General features: G+C 73.0%; 14 protein-coding genes. 6 read left to right on the top strand and 8 right to left on the bottom strand.

Going from position 1 to position 18,119, the window contains the following annotated elements:
- Positions 1–37: 37 nt before the first annotated feature.
- Positions 38–1,924, top strand: a complete 1,887-nt coding sequence (locus CEK69_RS18365; RefSeq protein ID WP_152247216.1) for a S8 family serine peptidase — start codon at positions 38–40, stop codon at positions 1,922–1,924.
- 304 nt (positions 1,925–2,228) lie between these two features.
- Here CEK69_RS18365 and CEK69_RS18370 read toward each other — a convergent pair whose 3' ends face one another.
- Complete coding sequence (locus CEK69_RS18370) at positions 2,229–5,546, bottom strand: ankyrin repeat domain-containing protein (RefSeq protein ID WP_152247218.1); 3,318 nt, start codon at positions 5,544–5,546, stop codon at positions 2,229–2,231.
- On the bottom strand, positions 5,539–5,799 hold the full coding sequence (locus tag CEK69_RS18375; protein WP_017909431.1) for a YcgL domain-containing protein: 261 nt from the start codon (positions 5,797–5,799) through the stop codon (positions 5,539–5,541). Before CEK69_RS18375 ends, CEK69_RS18370 begins: the two co-directional genes overlap by 8 nt.
- A 217-nt stretch (positions 5,800–6,016) precedes the next feature.
- Between CEK69_RS18375 and CEK69_RS18380 the strand changes: the two genes are divergently transcribed.
- The 5 genes from CEK69_RS18380 (at position 6,017) to CEK69_RS18400 (ending at position 12,327) form a co-directional block, all read left to right on the top strand.
- Positions 6,017–7,216 carry a beta-ketoacyl-[acyl-carrier-protein] synthase family protein gene (locus CEK69_RS18380; RefSeq protein WP_026144449.1) on the top strand — a complete coding sequence of 400 codons (1,200 nt, stop codon included), beginning with the start codon at positions 6,017–6,019 and terminating at the stop codon, positions 7,214–7,216.
- Positions 7,217–7,224: 8 nt separating this feature from the next.
- On the top strand, positions 7,225–8,001 hold the full coding sequence (locus tag CEK69_RS18385; RefSeq protein ID WP_152247255.1) for a beta-ketoacyl synthase chain length factor: 777 nt from the start codon (positions 7,225–7,227) through the stop codon (positions 7,999–8,001).
- Positions 7,998–8,819, top strand: coding sequence for a glycosyltransferase family 2 protein (locus CEK69_RS18390; protein WP_150409026.1), 822 nt, complete (start codon positions 7,998–8,000; stop codon positions 8,817–8,819). Before CEK69_RS18385 ends, CEK69_RS18390 begins: the two co-directional genes overlap by 4 nt.
- Positions 8,816–10,441, top strand: coding sequence for a tryptophan 7-halogenase (locus CEK69_RS18395; RefSeq protein ID WP_152247220.1), 1,626 nt, complete (start codon positions 8,816–8,818; stop codon positions 10,439–10,441). The genes CEK69_RS18390 and CEK69_RS18395 overlap by 4 nt, the downstream gene beginning before the upstream one ends.
- A 209-nt stretch (positions 10,442–10,650) precedes the next feature.
- Positions 10,651–12,327 carry a tannase/feruloyl esterase family alpha/beta hydrolase gene (locus CEK69_RS18400; RefSeq protein ID WP_152247222.1) on the top strand — a complete coding sequence of 559 codons (1,677 nt, stop codon included), beginning with the start codon at positions 10,651–10,653 and terminating at the stop codon, positions 12,325–12,327.
- 61 nt (positions 12,328–12,388) lie between these two features.
- On the opposite strand, the gene fabG is transcribed toward CEK69_RS18400, so the two are convergent.
- The 6 genes from fabG to CEK69_RS18430 form a co-directional block, all read right to left on the bottom strand.
- The gene (fabG, locus tag CEK69_RS18405) at positions 12,389–13,126 is read right to left on the bottom strand and encodes a 3-oxoacyl-ACP reductase FabG (protein ID WP_152247224.1); all 738 of its coding nucleotides are present in this window, start codon (positions 13,124–13,126) and stop codon (positions 12,389–12,391) included.
- A 264-nt stretch (positions 13,127–13,390) separates the two neighbouring features.
- On the bottom strand, positions 13,391–13,822 hold the full coding sequence (locus tag CEK69_RS18410; RefSeq protein ID WP_152247257.1) for a phosphotransferase: 432 nt from the start codon (positions 13,820–13,822) through the stop codon (positions 13,391–13,393).
- A 4-nt stretch (positions 13,823–13,826) separates the two neighbouring features.
- Positions 13,827–16,184 carry an MMPL family transporter gene (locus tag CEK69_RS18415; protein WP_152247226.1) on the bottom strand — a complete coding sequence of 786 codons (2,358 nt, stop codon included), beginning with the start codon at positions 16,182–16,184 and terminating at the stop codon, positions 13,827–13,829.
- Positions 16,185–16,281: 97 nt separating this feature from the next.
- Positions 16,282–16,929, bottom strand: coding sequence for a LolA-related protein (locus CEK69_RS18420; protein WP_039726358.1), 648 nt, complete (start codon positions 16,927–16,929; stop codon positions 16,282–16,284).
- Entirely contained in the window at positions 16,853–17,827 is a 975-nt protein-coding gene (locus CEK69_RS18425; protein WP_043093714.1) for an acyltransferase, read from the bottom strand. The genes CEK69_RS18420 and CEK69_RS18425 overlap by 77 nt, the downstream gene beginning before the upstream one ends.
- Positions 17,824–18,111: a hypothetical protein gene (locus CEK69_RS18430; RefSeq protein WP_017914445.1), complete on the bottom strand. Its 288-nt coding sequence runs from the start codon at positions 18,109–18,111 to the stop codon at positions 17,824–17,826. The genes CEK69_RS18425 and CEK69_RS18430 overlap by 4 nt, the downstream gene beginning before the upstream one ends.
- Positions 18,112–18,119 lie beyond the last annotated feature (8 nt).

Here is an 18,119-nt window from a genome sequence, read left to right on the forward strand (position 1 = left end):
GTTTTCTTCTTCTCACCTCTCTTTCCAGGATCCGCAGATGATGTCTTCCAATACGCTCGCCGCTGCCCTCGCCGCCGTCCTGTTCGCCGGTGGCGCGCAGGCGGCCTCCCCCACCATCGGCCTGGGCGGTGTGCAAGGTCCGGTGCCGCAATCGGCCAGCGCCAACGACCTGGGCCAGCGCTTCATCGTCAAGACCCGTGACGGCGGCACCCAGGCGCGCAGCCTGCTGGCCAGCACCCTCAGCAGCGCGGTGGCGCGCAGCGGCATGCAGCGCGCGCAGATCGGCAGCAACGGGCTGACGCTGCGCAGCGCGGTCAGCGCCAAGGTGCTGCGCGACATGGCGGTGCCGGGCTGGCATGTGGTGCAGACCTCGCGCCACCTCAGCGACAGCGAGCGCACCGCCTTCATCAACGAGCTGAAGGCCGATCCGTCGGTGGTGTCGGTGCAGGTCGATCGGCTGTACCGGCGCCTGGACGAGGCCAGCGTGCGCCTGCCGGCCGCCATCGCGGCCGCCGCCTCCACCACCCCCAACGATCCGGCCTACGCCAAGCTGCAGTGGAACTTCCACGACCCAGTCGGCGGGGTCAACGCCGAGCAGGGCTGGACCCGCTCCACCGGCAAGGGCGTGGTGGTGGCGGTGGTCGACACCGGCGTGGTCAAGGACAACCCGGATCTGGCCGCCAACGTGCTGCCCGGCTACGACATGATCACCGACCACCGCGTCTCGCGCCGCGACACGGACGGTCGCGTGGCCGGCGGCTACGACCTGGGCGACTGGGTGGAAGCCGACTACTGCACCGCGCTGGGCGCGTCCGGCAATGCGCCGGCGCCGAGTTCGTGGCATGGCAGCCATGTCTCCGGCACCATCGCCCAGGTCACCAACAACAACCTGGCCACGGCCGGCCTGGCCTACGACGCCAAGATCGTGCCGGTGCGCGTGCTCGGCTCCTGCGGCGGCTTCGGCAGCGACATCGCCGACGGCATGCTGTGGGCCGCGGGCCTGCCGGTGGCCGGCCTGCCGACCAACCCGAACCCGGCCGAGGTGATCAACATGAGCCTGGGCAGCGGCGCGCCGGACACCTGCCCGCAGATCTACCAGGACGCGATCGACCAGATCAACGCCAAGGGCACGATCATCGTGGTCGCCGCCGGCAACTCCAACGCCAATGCCTCCACCTACACCATGTCCTCCTGCAACGGCGTGATCAGCGTCGGCGCTTCGCGAGTGAACGGCGGCCGCGCCAGCTACTCCAACTACGGCACGCGCGTGGACATCGCCGCGCCGGGCGGTGGCGGCGACGTCGACGGCAACCCGAACGGCTACATCTTCCAGGTGATCAACGGCGGCACCCAGAGCCCGACCGGCGACTGGCAGATCGGCGGCATGGCCGGCACCTCGATGGCCTCCCCGCAAGTGGCCGCGGCGGTGGCGATGGTGCAGAGCGTGGCCAAGACGCCCTTCAGCTGGACCGGCATGCGCGACCTGCTGCGCGCCAGCGCGCGGCCGTTCCCGGTGGCGATCCCCACCAGCACGCCGATCGGCGCCGGCATCCTGGACGTGGACATGCTGCTGCAGATGGCCACCACCCCGCCGTGCGATCCGTCCGACAGCAGCTGCGTGCCGCCGACCAAGACCCTGGTCAACAAGGTGGAGATGCGCGGCATCGGCAGCCAGGGCGGCGATGCGCTGTACAGCTTCCAGGCCGCGGCCGGCACGGTGGTCAGCTTCATGACCTTCGGCGGCACCGGCAACGTGGCGATGTACATGTCGGCGGGCAAGACGCCGACCAGCAGCAGCTACGACGCGCGTTCCACCCGTGCCGGCACCACCCAGGCGGTGCGCCTCACCCCGTCCAGCGCCACGACCTACTACGTGCGCCTGAGCGGCAGCTACAGCGGCCTGACCCTGGTCGGCCGGCAGTAACGCCCGATGATCGCGCGGCGGCGCCGTTCGCCGCCGCGCCACGTGCGCGGGAGGAGAACCTCCCGCAGCGGTTCCGAAAGCAGCGACGTGCCTACCATGACGCAGTTCGCCCGCCTTCCGGCGGGCATTTTTTTGCTGGATGGTGCACGGCGGTGCGGCGCGAGACCGCAAGCCCCTCTCCCACCGGGAGAGGGGTTGGGGTGAGGGTGCGGCACGAGGCGCGGTGCAATGGGCGAGGCGAGGCGGCGCCCGACCCTCATCCGGCCCTCCGGGCCACCTTCTCCCGGTGGGAGAAGGAAGAGCGCTAGCGGCTTTCGCGCAGGAACCGCGCCATCGACGACACTCCCGGCAGCGCCGGCTGGAACTGCCCGGCGACGTCGACGAAGCCGCGCATCACCGCGATCTCGCGCGGGGTGCGGTTCAAGGTATCGCGCAGTTCCGGATCGGCACCGGCGCGCAGCAGGCGCTGCACCAGCAGCGGCAGGCCGTGCAGCGCGGCCAGGTGCAGCGGGCCGAAGCCGCGCGGATCCTGCACCTCCAGGCTGACCTCCTCGTCGAGCAGGCGCTCGACGCCGGCCAGCACCACCGGCTCCTCGCAGGCTGTGCCCGGTTCGGCGCGCGCGCCCAGCAGCAACAGTAGCGGCGTCACCCCGCCGGCGGAACCGCGGTCGGCCTCGGCGCCGGCCAGCAGCAGCGTGTCCAGCAGGGCCAGCAGGCGCGACTTGTCGCGCGCGGTGAACCCGTACAGCGCGGCACAGTGCAGCGGGGCCAGTTGCTGGGCGTCGCCGGCATGCACGTCGGCACCGGCGGCCAGCAGCCGCGCGGCGATGTCCGGCAGGCCCAGCGCGCAGGCCAGCATCAGCACGGTGACCCCGCCCGGCAGGCGGTGTTCGATCTGCGCGCCGGCCTGCAGCAATGCCGCGACGATCTCGGTCTGGCGCATGCTCACCGCCGCCGACAGCGGCGTGGCGCCGCTGGCCGCGGCGTGCTGCAGATCGGCGCCGCGCGACAGCAACAGTTTCACCGCCTCGGCATGGCCGCCGCCGGCGGCGCGCAGCAATGCGGTGCAGCCCTGCGCGTCCACCGCATCCACCGGCAGGCCGAGGTCGATCAGGCGGCGGATCGCCTCGGCGTCGCCGACCATCGCCGCGGCCGGCACGTCGGCCTCGCGCAGCGGACGCCGCGGCAGCGGCCAGGTGCGCCAGTCCAGCCAGTCGGCCAGGTCGCGGCGGCCGCTGGCCAGGGCCACGCCGAGCGGGGTCTGGCCGTCGGCGGCGCGCGCATCCGGCGAGGCGCCCTGCTGGATCAGCAGTTTCAGCGAGGCCTCGCGGCCCAGCGCGGCGGCCAGGTGCAGCGCGGTCATGCCGTGGCTGTCGCGCGCCTCGCGGTCGGCGCCGCGCTCGAGCAACTGCAGCTGCAGCCGCAGCCAGCCCAGCCGCACCGCCAGCGACAGCGGCGGATCGCCGGCCGGCGACGGCGCGAACGGATCGGCGCCGCGCTCCAGCAGTTCCAGGGCGAACTGTTCCAGCGCGCGTGAGGCGTGATCGTGCTGCGCGCAGGCGGCGAGCAGGCGGGTCAGGCCGCCGCGGCCGGCCGGCGACACGCCGTGGCGCAGCATCGCCTGCAGGCTGGGCACCGCCTCCACGCCGCGCGAGAGCAGCGCGAACATCGGGGTGTCGCCGCAGGCATCGAGTACCTCCGGCTCGGCGCCGTGCGCCAGCAGCCAGTCCACCGCCTGCGCGTTCAAGGCCAGCGGCGGCTCGTGCAGCAGCGCGCCCAGTTCCTCCGCCGCGCACAGCCGCGCCAGCGCGGCCAGGCCGTCGCGCGGCTGGCCCAGTTGCAGGCCTTCGCGCAGCAGTTCCAGCGGCGGACGGTCGGGCAGCCCGGCCGGGCCAGTCTCGCCCTGGCCGTCGCTGACCGCGGCCGGCAGCGGATAGTCCGGGTCCAGCGCGGACACGATCGCCCAGCGCCCGGCCTCGGCGGCCAGGTCGACGGCGCGGCGGCCGCTCTGGTCCGGCTGCGCCGGCGCCACGCCCAGCTCCAGCAGGCGCCGGATCAGCCCGGGGGCGACGTGGTCGGCGGTGCAGGCCAGCAGGATCGCGTTGCGGCCATCGCCATCGACCGCAACCAGGTCCGGCTTGTGCGGCAGCAGCCGTTCCAGCACCGCCACGCGGCCGTGGCGGGCGGCTTCCAGCCACGGCGTGCGGCCCAGCGCATCGCGCGCTTCCAGGTTGGCGCCGGCGCCGAGCAGGGCCTGCACGATCTCCACGTGGCCGGCCTGCGCCGCCTCGTGCAGCGCGCTGCGGCGCTGGCGATCGCGCGCGTCGACCCGGGCCTTGTGCTTGAGCAGCAACTGCACGCCGGCCGGATCGTCTTCCTCGGTACCGGCCGCGGCCAGCAGCACCGGGCTGGCCTCGGCCGGCTCCGGCTTGGCGCCGCGCTCGAGCAGGAACTTGGCCATGCGCCAGTTGCCGACCTGGCAGGCCACCGCCAGCGGGGTCAGGCCGTCGCGGTTGGCCGCGTCCAGTTCGGCGGCGGCGTCGCGCAGCAGCGCGGCCACGCCCGGGTCGGAGCTGCGCGCGGCGTGATGCAGCGGGGTGTTGCCGTCGCCGTCGCTGGCGCGCGGGTCGGCGCCGTTGGCGAGCAGGGTCATCACCGCCTCCGGGCGGCCATGCCAGCTGTCGCGGGTGGCGGCCAGCAGCGGGGTCATGCCCAGGTGCGGGCGATTGACGTCGACCCCGCGCACGATCAGTTCGCGCAACAGGCGCAGGTCCGGCAGCACCGCGGCCAGCACCGGCAGGCTGCGCTGGTCGCGCCACTCGGCGGCGGGCAGCGCATGCGGATCGGCGCCGGCCTGCAGCAATTGCAACGCGCGATCGACGCGGCCACCGCGGGCGGCGTCGTACAGCGCCGCATGCAGTTCGTCCTGCGCCGGCGGCGGCTCGTCGGCGCGCGGCGCGGCGGTGGCGCTGAGTTCGGCGAACAGGTCGGCCGAGGACACCGGCGGGGTCAGCGTCTGCGGCGGCGCCACCCGTTGCAGGCCGGCGTGCAGCAGTGGCGACAGCAGCGCATAGGCCAGCGCCAGCGGCCAGCGTGCGGCCTCGGCGAGCAGTCCCGGCCAGGCCAGCACCACGCCGAGCCCGGCCAGCACCAATACCAGCGCGGCCACCGCCAGCCCGCGCCAGGCCTGCACGTCCTGCTGCGCCAGCGCATGCCAGCGCGCGCCCAGCGGGCCGCCCTCGGCATCGCTGCCGTGCCACAGCGGCCAGGTCCGCCACAGCCCGAGCAGCGCGGCACTGGCGGCCACGCTCAGCGCCAACGCGGCGGCCAGGCTGCCGCTGTCGTGCAGCGCCGCCAGCGGCCAGGCCACCAGCACCGCGACCAGCGCCATGCCGCCGGCCCACAGCACCAGCAGCGGCACCGCCGCGCCGACCAGGTCGCGCGCGGCGCGTGGGCGCGGCCGGCTGCCACGGTGCCAGGACAACGCCAGCGCGAACGCCGGTTGCGCCAGCCATGCGCCCAGCGCGGCGGCCAGCGGGCCGATTCCGGCGGCCAGCGCCAGCACCGCGCCCAGGGCGGCGGCGAGCATCGGCGCACGCGCGCGGAGAAAGGAGTCAGTCATCGTGTCGATCGGTGGTGCCGGGCAGGGACGGCGGCAATTGCAGATGGAAGCCGCAGCCGGCGAGGTTGGCGCGCACCGCGGCCGGATCGGCGCGGGCCAGCGTGCGTTCGGCGGTCAACGCCACCTCGAGCACGAACGCCAGCGGCTGCAGCGACGCCAGCAGCGCCGGCGGCAGACGGCCGAAGTCGTCGCGGGCGGCGAGATACAGATAGGTGTCCGGCTTGCGTTGGCTTTTGTAGACGTAGGCTTGCATGCCCGTGGCGTGCGCCTGGCGTGGAAAGGCAAGCGATTGTGGAGGAAATGCGCCAGCGGCGAAAGCGCACGCCGGCCCTGCGCTGAACGGATCCGGGCGCGGGCGCTATTCACGTTCGCGTCGTGGGTGTTTCACGGCATGACCGAATGCGTCGATATACTGCGGCGATTGTCCTTGTATGGAATACCGCGTGACCGAAGCGTCCTCGTCGCCCCGCATGGCCCCGGTGGCCATCCGCGCCTACACCGCGACCAACGCGCTCGGCAGCGGACTGCACGCCCAGGCCGCGGCGCTGCGCGAGGGCCGCAGCGGCCTGCGTCGCAACGACTTCGGTCCGCAACCGCTGGAATGCTGGATCGGCCGGGTGGACGCGCTGGAAACCGCCGCGCTGCCGGAGGCCCTGGCCGCGTGGGAATGCCGCAACAACCGCCTGGCCTGGCTCGCCCTGCAGCAGGACGGCATGGCCGCCGCCGTGGCCGCCGCGGCGCAACGGCACGGCGCCGAACGGGTGGCGGTGGTGATGGGCACCTCCACCTCCAGCATCGGCGCCAGCGAGGAGGCCTACACCCGGCTCGAGCACGATGCGGAGGGTCCGCGCATGCCGGCCGACCTGGACCGGCCGATCGTGCACACCCCGCATTCGCTCGGCGATTTCGTGCGCGCCGCCACCGGCCTGCGCGGCCCGTGCATCACCGTCGCCACCGCCTGCTCGTCCAGCGCCAAGGTGTTCGCCCAGGCGGCGCGGCTGATCGCCGCCGGCGTGGTCGATGCGGCGCTGGTCGGCGGCGTGGACACGCTGTGCGGCAGCGTGCTGTTCGGCTTCAACTCGCTGCAGGTGGTGTCGCCGGAACCATGCCGGCCGTTCGACGTGCGCCGGGTCGGGCTGTCGCTGGGCGAGGCCGGCGGCTACGCACTGCTGGAACGCGCCGATGCCGCCGACGCGCCGCCGGCGCAGGCGCTGCTGTGCGGCTACGGCGAATCCAGCGACGCCCACCACATGTCCGCGCCGCATCCGCAGGGGCTGGGCGCCGGCCTGGCGATGCGCGGCGCGTTGCAGCGCGCCGGCGTGGACCCGGCCGAAGTCGGGTATCTCAACCTGCACGGCACCGCGACCCCGGCCAACGACAGCGTCGAGGCCGCCGCGGTGGCGGCGCTGTTCCCGCCGACCCTGCATGCCAGTTCGACCAAGGCCTGGACCGGGCACACGCTCGGCGCCGCCGGTATCGTCGAGTCGGTGTTCGCCCTGCTGGCGCTGCGTGACGGCCTGCTGCCCGGCACCCTCAACAGCGAACTGCCCGATCCCGCCTGCGGCCCGCAGATCCGCTTCGCCACCGCCCATGCACAGGTCCGCTACGCGATGAACAACTCATTCGGCTTCGGCGGCAACAACTGCTCGCTGCTGTTCGGCCGCGCATGAGCACGCCCATGCTGAGCGCGACGATCGAAGGCATCGGGTTCTGGGCGCCCGGCCTGCCCGGATGGACGCTGGCACAGGCGTTCGCGCGCGGCGACGGCGCGCCGCTGGAGACGCCCGGACGGCCCTCGCCGCAACTGCTGGCGCCCAACGAGCGCCGCCGCGCGCCGGACACGGTGGCGGTGTCGCTGGACGCGGCGCTGGCTGCCTGCCAGGACGCCGGCCGCGACCCGGCCACGCTGCCGTCGGTGTTCACCTCCACCCACGGCGACCTGGCGATCACCGACTACATGTGCACCACCCTGGCCAGCGAACCGCTGTCGGTGTCGCCGACCAAGTTCCACAACTCGGTGCACAACGCCGCCGCCGGCTACTGGACCATCGGCGCCGGCGCCACCGCCGCGGCGACCGCGATCAGCGCGCACAGCGGCAGTTTCGCGCAGGGACTGCTGGAAGCGCTGTCGCAGCTGGCCGCGGGCGAAGACGCGGTGCTGCTGGTCGGCTACGACAGCCGCTCGGTGGGGGCGCTGGGCCGGATCGCGCGCAGCGAGGGCCTGCTCGGCGGCGCGCTGGTGCTGAGCGCGGGCGCCCGCGACGGCAAGCCGCAATTGCAGGTACAACTGCGCGACGGCACCGCGCCGGTCGGCGATGGCGCGCTGGCGCGGCATGCCGCGGGCAACGCGATGGCGCCGATGCTGCCGCTGTTCGACGCGCTGGCGCTGGGCAGCAGCGGTTGCGTGCTCGATGCAGGCGGCGGCCGCTGCCTGCAGGTGGAGCTGCGCGCATGAGCCGCACGCCGCTGAGCGCCGCCGACGCGGCGATCCTGATTCCGGCCCTCAACGAACGGCTGCGCATCCGCGAGGTGGTCAGCGACGCGCTGGCGCACTGCCCGCGTGTGATCGTGGTCGACGACGGCTCCGACGACGGCACCAGCGACTGCATCGCCGACCTGCCGGTGACCCTGCTGCGCCATCCGCAACGCCGCGGCAAGGGCGCGGCGCTGCGCAGCGGCTTCGCCGAGGCGCAGCGCCAGGGCGCGCGCGCGGTGATGACCATGGACGGCGACGGCCAGCACAGCGCCGCCGACTTCCCGCGGTTGCTGGCCGCGGCCAACCGCCATCCCGGCTGCGTGATCGTGGGCGCGCGCCTGCGCAAGCGCGCCAGCCAGCCGCCGATCCGCCGCATCGGCAACGATTTCGGCGACTGGGGCATCGCCTGGGGCTGCGGCTTCCGCCTGGTCGACAGCCAGAGCGGCCAGCGCCTGTACCCGCAGTCGGTCTACACCCTGCCCGACGTGCCCGGCGAGGGCTTCGTGTTCGAGGCGCAACTGCTGATCTCCGCGGCGCGCCAGGCCGGCGCGCGGGTGGTGGCGGTGCCGATCGAGACCCGCTACGCCAACCAGACCCCGGGCACGTTCCGCAAGAGCCACTTCCGGCTGGTGCGCGATCTGTGGAAGATCACCTCGCACGTGATCGTGCAGGTGTGGACCTATGGGCACGTGGTGCGCGAGTACCGGCGCACCCGCGCCAATCCGGTGCTGATCGACGACATCGACGGCACCCTCGACACGGCCCCCCTGGCCGTCGCCAAGGAAAAGACGACATGAAGGCAGCGCAGGCGGATGTGGCGATTCTGGGCGGCGGACTGGCCGGACTGACCCTGGCGCTGCAATTGCGCCAGCGCGACCCGCAGCTGCGCATCCGCGTGCTGGAACGGCGCGCGCACCCGGTACGCGAGGCCGCGTTCAAGGTCGGCGAGTCCTCGGTGGAGATCGGCGCGCACTACTTCGCCGAGGTGCTGGGCCTGCGCGAGCACCTGGATGCCGAACAGATCCGCAAGTTCGGCTTCCGCTTCTTCTTCTCCGACGGGCGCACCGACATCGACCAGTGCACCGAGCTGGGGGTGAGCCAGTTGCTGCCCACCCCGTCGTGGCAGATCGACCGCGGCCGCTTCGAGAATTTTCTCGGGCAGCGCGCGCGTGACCTGGGCGTGGAATTCCTCGACGGCAGCACGGTGCGCGGCGTTGACCTGGCCGAGGACGACGGCGACCACTGCGTGCGCTACAGCCGCGACGGCGCCGAGGCCAGCCTGCAGGCGCGCTGGGTGATCGACGCCAGCGGCCGCGCCGGCCTGCTCAAGCGCAAGCTCGGCCTGGCCCAGGACAACGCGCACCAGGCCAACGCGGTGTGGTGGCGGGTGGACGGGCTGGTCGATCCCAACGGCTGGTCGCAGGACAGCGCCTGGCTACAGCGCTGCACGCCGCCGGACCGCTGGCGCTCGACCAACCACATGTGCGGCCCCGGCTACTGGTTCTGGCTGATCCCGCTGTCCTCCGGCGCGCATTCGCTGGGCATCGTCTGCGATGCCGCGATGCATCCGCTGGAGACCATGAACACCCACGCCAAGGCGATGGACTGGCTGCGCACGCACCAGCCGCAGGTGGCCAGCACGCTGGAGCGCAGCGAGCACACGGTGCAGGATTTCCTGTTCCTGCGCGACTTCTCCTACGGCTGCAAGCAGGTGTTCTCGGCACAGCGCTGGGCGCTGACCGGGGAGGCCGGCGTGTTCCTGGACCCGTTCTATTCGCCGGGCAGCGACTTCATCGCCATCAGCAACACCTACATCTGCGAACTGATCGGGCGCGAGCGCGCCGGGCGCGACATCGCGCCCTACGCCGAGCTGTACCAGCAGCTGTATTTCTCGTTCTACGAGAACACCCTGACCCTCTACCAGGACCAGTACCCGCTGTTCGGCGACGCCCAGGTGATGCCGGTCAAGGTGATCTGGGACTACACCTACTACTGGTCGCTGCTGGCGCCGCTGTACTGCACCGACCGCATCGCCGACCTGGCCGTGCTGGGCCGGCTGCGCCCGGCGCTGCAGCAGGCCAGCGCGCTCAACCTGGGCATGCAGGCGCTGCTGCGCGACTGGGGCGCGGCCAACCGCGCGCAGGCCGCGGCGGTGGCCGACGGGCGCCTGCTGGACCAGTACCTGATCGGCTGGTTCCACGAACTCAACCGCGCGCTGAGCGACCGGCTGGACGATGCCGCCTTCGTCGCCCGCCTGCACGGCAACGTCGCGCGCATGGCGGAACTGGCCGGGGAGATCCTGGCGCGCGCCCGCCAGCAGCATCCCACGCTGGCCGACCACGGCCTGCTGGACGCATGCCGCGACGCGCAAACGCCGCTGCCGGTCCTGTCGCCGGCCTGGTACGCGGACGCGGCCTGATCCACGCGCAGGGCCATGCCGCCCTGCAACAACGCGCGCTTCGCTTCCCCGCCGCGAGGCGCCAGGCCAGCGCGCAATTGCGCGGCACGCGTCACATGGGGCGAATATCGCCCGCGCATTCGGGTTTTCGCACGCGCGGCGGTTGACGCCCTGGCGCCACCGGCGCGACACAGGCCCGCCGCGCCCGGCGCGTCCTCCAGGAGAACTCCATGCGCTCCACGCTGCTCGCCTTGGCCCTGCCGCTGGCCGCTCTCGCCGCCTCCTCCACCGCACATGCGCAGACGACCGCGCGCGCACCGGCCTCGCCGGCACCACTGCAGCAGTCGTGCGACGCGCTGGCGAGCCGGCTCGCCTATCCCGGCACCCGCTTCACCGCGGTACGCAGCGTGGCGGCCGGCGCCCTGCAGGTGGCCGGCCAGCCGATCGGCGCGCACTGCCAGGTCACCGGGCTGATGCACGAACGCGTCGGCAGCGACGGCCAGCCCTATGCGATCGGCTTCGAGATGCGCCTGCCGGCGGCATGGAACGGGCGCTTCTTCTACCAGGCCAACGGCGGCCTGGACGGCAACGTGGTCCCGGCGCTCGGCGACATCGGCGGCGGCGGCCAGCGCGACAACCCGCTGCGCATGGGCTTTGCGGTCATCAGTTCCGATGCCGGGCACAGCAATGCGCAGAACCCGCTGTTCGGCCGCGATCCGCAGGCGCGCCTGGATTACGGCTACCAGGCGGTGCAGGCGCTGACGCCGATGGCCAAGCGCGTGGTGCAGATCGCCTACGGCAAGGCGCCGGACTACAGCTACTTCGGCGGCTGCTCCAACGGCGGTCGCCACGGCATGGTCGCCGCCGCGCGCGACGCGCAGGACTACGACGGCATCCTGGTCGGCGACCCCGGGTTCCATCTGCCCAAGGCGGCGATCGCCGACCTGGCCGCGGCGCAGCAACTGGCGGCACTGGCCGGCGGCAGCGACACGCGCAGCGGCCTGAGCGCCGCCGAGCGCAGCCTGGTGGCCGAGCGCATCGTCGCCACCTGCGATGCGCTGGACGGCGTGCGCGACGGCATGGTGCAGGACGTGCTCGCCTGCCAGCGCCGCTTCGACCTGAACCGCGACGTCGCCACCTGCGGCAGCGCCGGGCGCACCGGCCAATGCCTGACCCCGGCGCAGAAGCGCGCGCTCGGCGCCATCCACGCCGGCGCGCGCAACAGCGCCGGCACGCCGCTGTACGCGCCCTTCCCCTACGACCCGGGCATCGCCAGCGGCGACTGGGCCGGCTGGCGGCAGGACGCCTCGCTGACCCTGGTGCCCGGCTCGGTGGCCTTCGGCTTCGTCACCCCGCCGGAGGATCCGGCGGTGCTGCAGGATCTGAAGCGCTATGCGCTGCAGTTCGACATGGACCGCGACGCGCCGAAGATCTTCGCCACGGCCGGCGCCTTTGGCGAATCCGCGTGGTCGTACATGACCCCGCCGAACGAGACCCGGCTGACCACGCTGAAGAAGCGCGGCGGCAAGCTGCTGATCTACCACGGCACCGGCGACGGCATCTTCTCCTTCGCCGATACCGCGGCCTGGTACGACCGCCTGCGCACCGCCGATGCCGACGCCGCCAGCTACGCACGCTTGTTCGCGGTGCCGGCGATGGCGCATTGCGCCGGCGGGCCGGCCACCGACCAGTTCGACGCGTTGACCCCGCTGGTGGCCTGGGTCGAGCAGAGCCAGGCGCCGGACGCGATCGTCGCCAGCGCGCGCGGCAGCGGCAGCGCCGCGCCCAATGCCGAGGTACCGGCCAACTGGAGCAGCCAGCGCAGCCGCCCGCTGTGCCCGTATCCGCAGGTGGCGCGCTATGTCGGCGGCGACGTGGAGGCGGCGTCCAGCTTCGTCTGCCGCTGAGCGCACGCCGCCGTTGCGCCGCCGGCATGGCGGTGCAACGGCCGCGTCGTTTTCGAGGCGGTCAGCCCATGCCGCCGTTGATGCCGATGACCTGGCCGTTGATGTAGGCGGCCGCGTCCGAACACAGGAAGGCGACCAGCGCGGCCACCTCCTCCGGCTTGCCCGGGCGCCCGGCCGGGACCATCTGCTTGATCGCCTCCGGCGGGAAGGCACTGTCGGCCATCGCACCCTGGATCACGCCCGGTGCGACCACGTTGACGCTGATGCCGCGGCTGGCCATTTCCCGCGCCAGCGACATGCTGGCGCCATGCAGCGCCGCCTTGGCCGCGGCGTAGTTGGTCTGCCCGCGGTTGCCCAGCACCGCCGACACCGAGGACACGCTGACGATGCGGCCCCAGCGCGTGCGCGCCATCGGCAGCAGCAGCGGCTGGGTGACGTAGAAGAAGCCGTGCAGCGAAACGTCGATGACCTTGTGCCACTGCGCCGCGCTCATGCCCGCCATCGGCGCGTCGTCGTGGATGCCGGCGTTGTTGACCAGCACCTGGATCGGGCCGGCCTCCAGCAGCGTCGCCAGCGCCTGCGCGCTGGCCTCGGCATCGGCCACGTCGAAGGCCACCGCCTCGGCGCTGCCGCCGGCGGCGACGATCGCCTCCACCACCGCCGCGGCGCGTGCGACGTTGGCATTGGCGTGCACGATCACGTGCAAACCCTGCGCAGCCAGGGCGTGGCAGATCGCGCCACCGAGATCGCCACTGCCGCCGGTGACCAGGGCGCGGCGCGGGGAAGCAGGCTGGGACATCGTGGTTCCTTGGGCGGAGGGACAGGGCCGCCATCCTAACGACTCGTCGCGCACCGCGGGCACACCACCCGACGCCGCAGCGGCCGCGGGCGGACGTTATCGTGAAAACCCAGCGCGATCGATGGCCCACGACGCCGCGAAACGGCACCTGCAGGAACGTGCCCGTGCATTGCCTGGGTGCACTGTGGGAGGGACTTCAGTCCCGACGCCTTCCAAGCCTGGATAGCGCTCGCCGCGTCTGCAGGGCCGTCGACGCCTACGCGGTCACGCCACGCCCAGCATCACCGTCGCGCGACCCTCGGCCAGCAACTGCCCGGCATGGCTGATGCGGAAGGCGTACTGCTGGCTGTCCTCGGCCTGCAGCAGCACCTCGGCCTCGCCTTCGATCGGACCCGGCAGATCCTGCAGTTCGGCGACGTGCAACTGCACCCCGCGCAGCGCCACCAGCATGCCCGGCCGCACCGGCGTGCCCGCGGCGCGACCGAGCAGGCCACCGTGCACCGCCATCGCCTGCGCGCCGTATTCGCACAGGTGCAGCGCGTGCAGCCGGCCGCCGCTGCGCAGCGGATGCGCGGCCTGGCGATGCGCGACGCTGCGCAACAGCACGCGCTGCGCGTCCCAGGCCACCACTTCCTCCCACAAGCACATCAGGCCCTGGTGCGGGACCAGGGCGGCGATGGCGTCGCGTCCGTGCAAGGGTTCAGTGTGCATGGCGGCTCTCCCGGGTGTCGCTGGCGGTCTCGCGCGAAATCAGCAGCGCCAGCACGAAATTGAACAGCACGCCCAGCGCCACGGTGCTGCCGATCGCGCGCAGCACCGGGATGCTGGAGGCGGCCAGCAGCGCGAACACCAGCAGGGTCATCAGGCTGCACACGATCAACGCATGCAGGGTGCGCAACTGGTCGGCGCGGTCGTCGCCGGCGTGGTCGAAGAACAGCGCGTAGTCCAGGCCCAGGCCGGCGGCCAGGATCAGCGCGATCAGGTGGAACAGGTTCAGTTCGACCCCGCAGCCGCGCAGGATCGCCAGGATCAGCAGCGTGGTCAGGGCCATCGGCAGCAGCACGCGCACGACGCGCCGCGGCGTGCGCAGCGCGATCGCCACGGTCAGCGCCAGCAGCACCGCGGCCACGCCCAGCGCGGCGAGCACGCGGCCGCGGTAGGCGGCGACCAGCGACTCGGAGGCGTCCTTCAGGTCCAGCAGTTGCGCGCCGCTGCCCTGCACCGCGCGCGCCAGCTGCGCCGGATCGCGCAGCCCGGTCAGCGACACCAGTGCGGTGGTGCGGTCCGGACGCTCCAGCAGCAGGCCGCCGACGGGGGTCGCCAGCGGCGTGCCATGCAGGTCGCGCGCGGTCAGCAGCGGCGCACTGCGCGCGGCCTGCAGGTCGGCCAGGAACGGCGCGAAGGCATCGGCGCGGAACGGCGTGGCGGCGACCGCGGCGGCGGTGATCGCCTGCGCCTGCGCCGGATCGGGCAAGGCGGCCTGGCGCCGGCGCTGGGTGGCGGCGCTGGGCAGGTAGCGCGCGGCCATGTCGTAGCCGGCCAGCTCGCCCTGCGCCACCAGCGCATCCAGGCGCGGGCGCAGGCGTTCGGACGCGGCCAGCGCGGCCTCGGCCGAGGCCGCCGGCAGCGCCAGCACGTAGCGCACGTCGGGCGCACCCAGTTCCTGGCGCAGGTGCGCGTCGCGGGCCAGGCCGTCGGCCGGCACCGGGGTCAGCTTGGACAGGTCGTTCTGCCAGAACGGCCCCGGCGCGAACACGATCACCGCGGCCGCCAGCAGGGCCAGCGGCAGCAGCGACCAGCGCGGCCGCGGCAGCCGCGCGATGCCGCGCCACAGCCGCTCCAGCATCGGCGAATCGGCATGGTCGCGCGGCGAGGGGTCGATCAGCGCCGGCAGCAGCAGGCGCGTGGTCAGCGCCGCCACCAGCAGGCCGGCGATGGTGAACACCGCCAACTGGCGCAGGCCGTCCACGCCGGAGAACAGGAAGGTGACGTAGGCGATGCAGGTGGAGACCACGCCGGTGGCCAGCGTCGGCCAGAGATGGCGCGCGTTCTCGCGTGGATCCAGGCCCGGGCGCTGATGGCTGAACAGATGGATCGGGTAGTCCTGGACCACGCCGATCAGGGTGAAGCCGAACGCCACGGTGATGCCGTGCACGCCGTCGAACAGCAGCGCCACCGCGCCGAGGCCGGCCAAGCCGGCGCTGGCCAGCGGCAGCACGCCCAGCACCGGGATCTTCCAGCTGCGGTAGGCCACCAGCAGCAGCACGATCAGCCCCACCGTATCCAGGGTGCCGATCCACTGCGCCTCGTTCTGGGTGCGCCCGCCGATCTCCACCGAGAACGCGCCAGGACCGGTCAGCGTCAGCTTGCTGCCGGTGCCGGCGCTCACCTTGGCGAAGGCGGCATGGATCGCATCCACCGCGCGCTGCTGGCCGGTGGGGTCGAAGCCGGCGGCGCGGGTCTGCGCGACCAGCAGCGCGTCCTTGCCGGCGCGGTCGAACCACACCCCGTCGCGCTGCTGCGGGCCGCCGGCCGGCTGCAGGCTCTCGGCCAGGTGCAGCACTTCCAGGGTCGGATCGCGCGGCAGCAGCGGCTCCACCATCGCCGCCGCCGGCGAGCCCAGGTCCTGCAGCCGCGCCTGTAGCGCATCGCGCAGGGTCGGCGCATCCAGCGGTTTGGCGTCGAAGCTGTCGCTGAGCAAATAGCGGTACGGCAGCAGGCGCGGCGGGATCGCATCCAGGCTGGCATCGGCGCCGTTGGCGACCAGTTCGAACACGTCGCGCTGCGCGGCCAGTTCGGCATGCAGCGCCTGCGATTGCCGCGCCAGCGTGGCCGGATCGGCCCCGGACAACGACATCAGCAGCAGCCGCGAGCCAGGGCCTTCGCCGAGTTCGTCGAGCAGGAGTTTCTGCGCGGGAGTGCGGGCTTCCGGCATGAACTTGCGCAGATCACCGGACACCTGCAGTGCGTTGCCCAGCCAGATCCCGGCCACGGTCAGCAGCGCCAGCCACAGCAGCGCCAGCGAGATGCGCATCTTCGAACTCAGGGCTCGCGTCATCGCTGCATCCCCACGCCGCCCTGCGCCGCGCGATCAGCCGCCGCACGCGCAGCCGTCAGGCCGGCAGCACGCTGCCGGCGGGCGCCTCGTGCGGGGATCACGCCGCGTCGCCGTGGCACAGCGCGGTCAGCGCGGCGCTGTCGGCAACGGCGCCGGCGGCCTGCGCGGCACCGGCCAGCAGGGTGCGCTGGACGTCGCCCTTGGCCGGGGTGGTCTCGATGCAGCGCAGTTCGGCGCCACGGCCGTACAGGCGCAGGCTGCGCACGTGCGCGGCCATGGCCGGATCCTTCGGCTGCAACTGCAGCTGCCAGCGCTCGCGGGTGCCGCTGCTGCTGATGTTGAACTGCTGCTGCAGCAGCGCGCGGTCGCCGGACAGCAACGCGCCGAAACCGCTCTGCAAGCCGGCCAGTTCCGGCACGCGCGTCAGCGAGAAGCGCCGCGGCGGCTTGCCGTCGCGCTCCAGCGTGGCTTCACTGCCGCGCAGGGTGGTGGTCTCGTGGTACGGCGCGGTGACCTCGCGCACCAGCGTCTGCGCGTCCGGGCGGCGGTACTCGCCCTGCACCCGCAGCGGCGCCTTCAGCAGCGCCGAGCCGCGCAGTTCGACGAAGGCGGTGCTGACCGGCGCCGGCCGCGCCAGCTTCTGCAGGATCCAGTCGGCGTCCGGCGCCTCAGGCGATGCGGCGCTCAGCGGTGCGGCGCTGCACAGCAGTATCAGCATCCACGGCAAGGTGCGGCGCATCGGCATGGCGGTTGTTCCAGAAGTCGTAGAAGTTGAACCAGTTGTAGGGCGCGGAGCGGGTGTAATGCTCCAGCCTGGCGGCGTAATCGCGGATGAGCGCGGCCAGCACCGGCGCACGCTGCCGGCGCGGCAGGTCCAGGCCTTCGCTGAAGGTCTCGAACACCAGCTCGTAGCGGTTGCCGCCGCGGTACAGCCCGAACGCCAGCACCACCGGCACCTTGAGCGCGGCGGCGATCAGCCACGGCGACGTCGGGAACATGGCGCCCTGGCCGATGAACGCGGCCGGCAGCGCCGGATCCTCCGGGCGCGGCCGGTCCACCAGCAGCGCGACCAGCGCGCCCTCGTCGGTGGCCTGCTTGATCGCCATGACGATCGAGGTGCTGTCCATGCCGGCGTCGATGATGTTGGCGGCCAGTTGCGGGTTCAGCGCGCCCAGCAGTTCGGTCATCGCCGGGTTGTGCGCCTTGTCCAGCACCACCTTGACCTGCACGTCCGGGCGCTCGGTGGCCAATACCCGCAGCGCGTCGAAGCTGCCCAGGTGCGAGCCGAAGATCAGCACGCCGCGGCCGCGGTCCATCTGCGTGTGCAACTGGTCCAGGCCGCGGATCTGCACCCGGAACCGGTGCATCTGCCCGCACAGCATGAACACCCGGTCGAGGATTGTCGAAGCGAAGGTGTGGATGTGCCGGGCCACCTCCAGCAGCGTGGCCGGGCGGTCGAACACGCGGCTCAGGTAGTGCCGCGAATCTCGCCGCTCCGGGCCGCGCACCAGCAGGAAGTACAGGGTGATCGGATACAGCAGCAGGCGGCCGACGGCGCGGCCGCCATAGCGGGCGATGCTGCGGATCAGCCACAGGGCGAAGCGGCCGCCGCCTTCCGGGCGGTGCTTCCAGCCGGCGCTCACGGCGCCGCCTCGGCGTTGAGTTCGCCGCTGACCAGCAGGTCCTCGCCACGCAGCACGCGGAAGCGCCAGCGCGGCGCGGCGCCGTCCAGTTCCACCCGCGCCGGCTGGCCGGGAAACAGCGGTTGCACGAACTTCACCTGCGGCAGGCGCAGCGGCGCGCGCGCGCCGTGCGCCGCCTCGACGGCCTGCAGCACGTGGTCCAGCACCACGACGCCGGGCACCACCGGGCGGCCCGGGAAGTGGCCGGGCAGGCTGGGATGATCATGCGGTACGACGAATTGCATACGGGCGA

Origin of the sequence: Xanthomonas sp. LMG 12462, from assembly GCF_009192885.1 — a bacterium.
Classification (GTDB): Bacteria; Pseudomonadota; Gammaproteobacteria; order Xanthomonadales; family Xanthomonadaceae; genus Xanthomonas_A; species Xanthomonas_A sontii.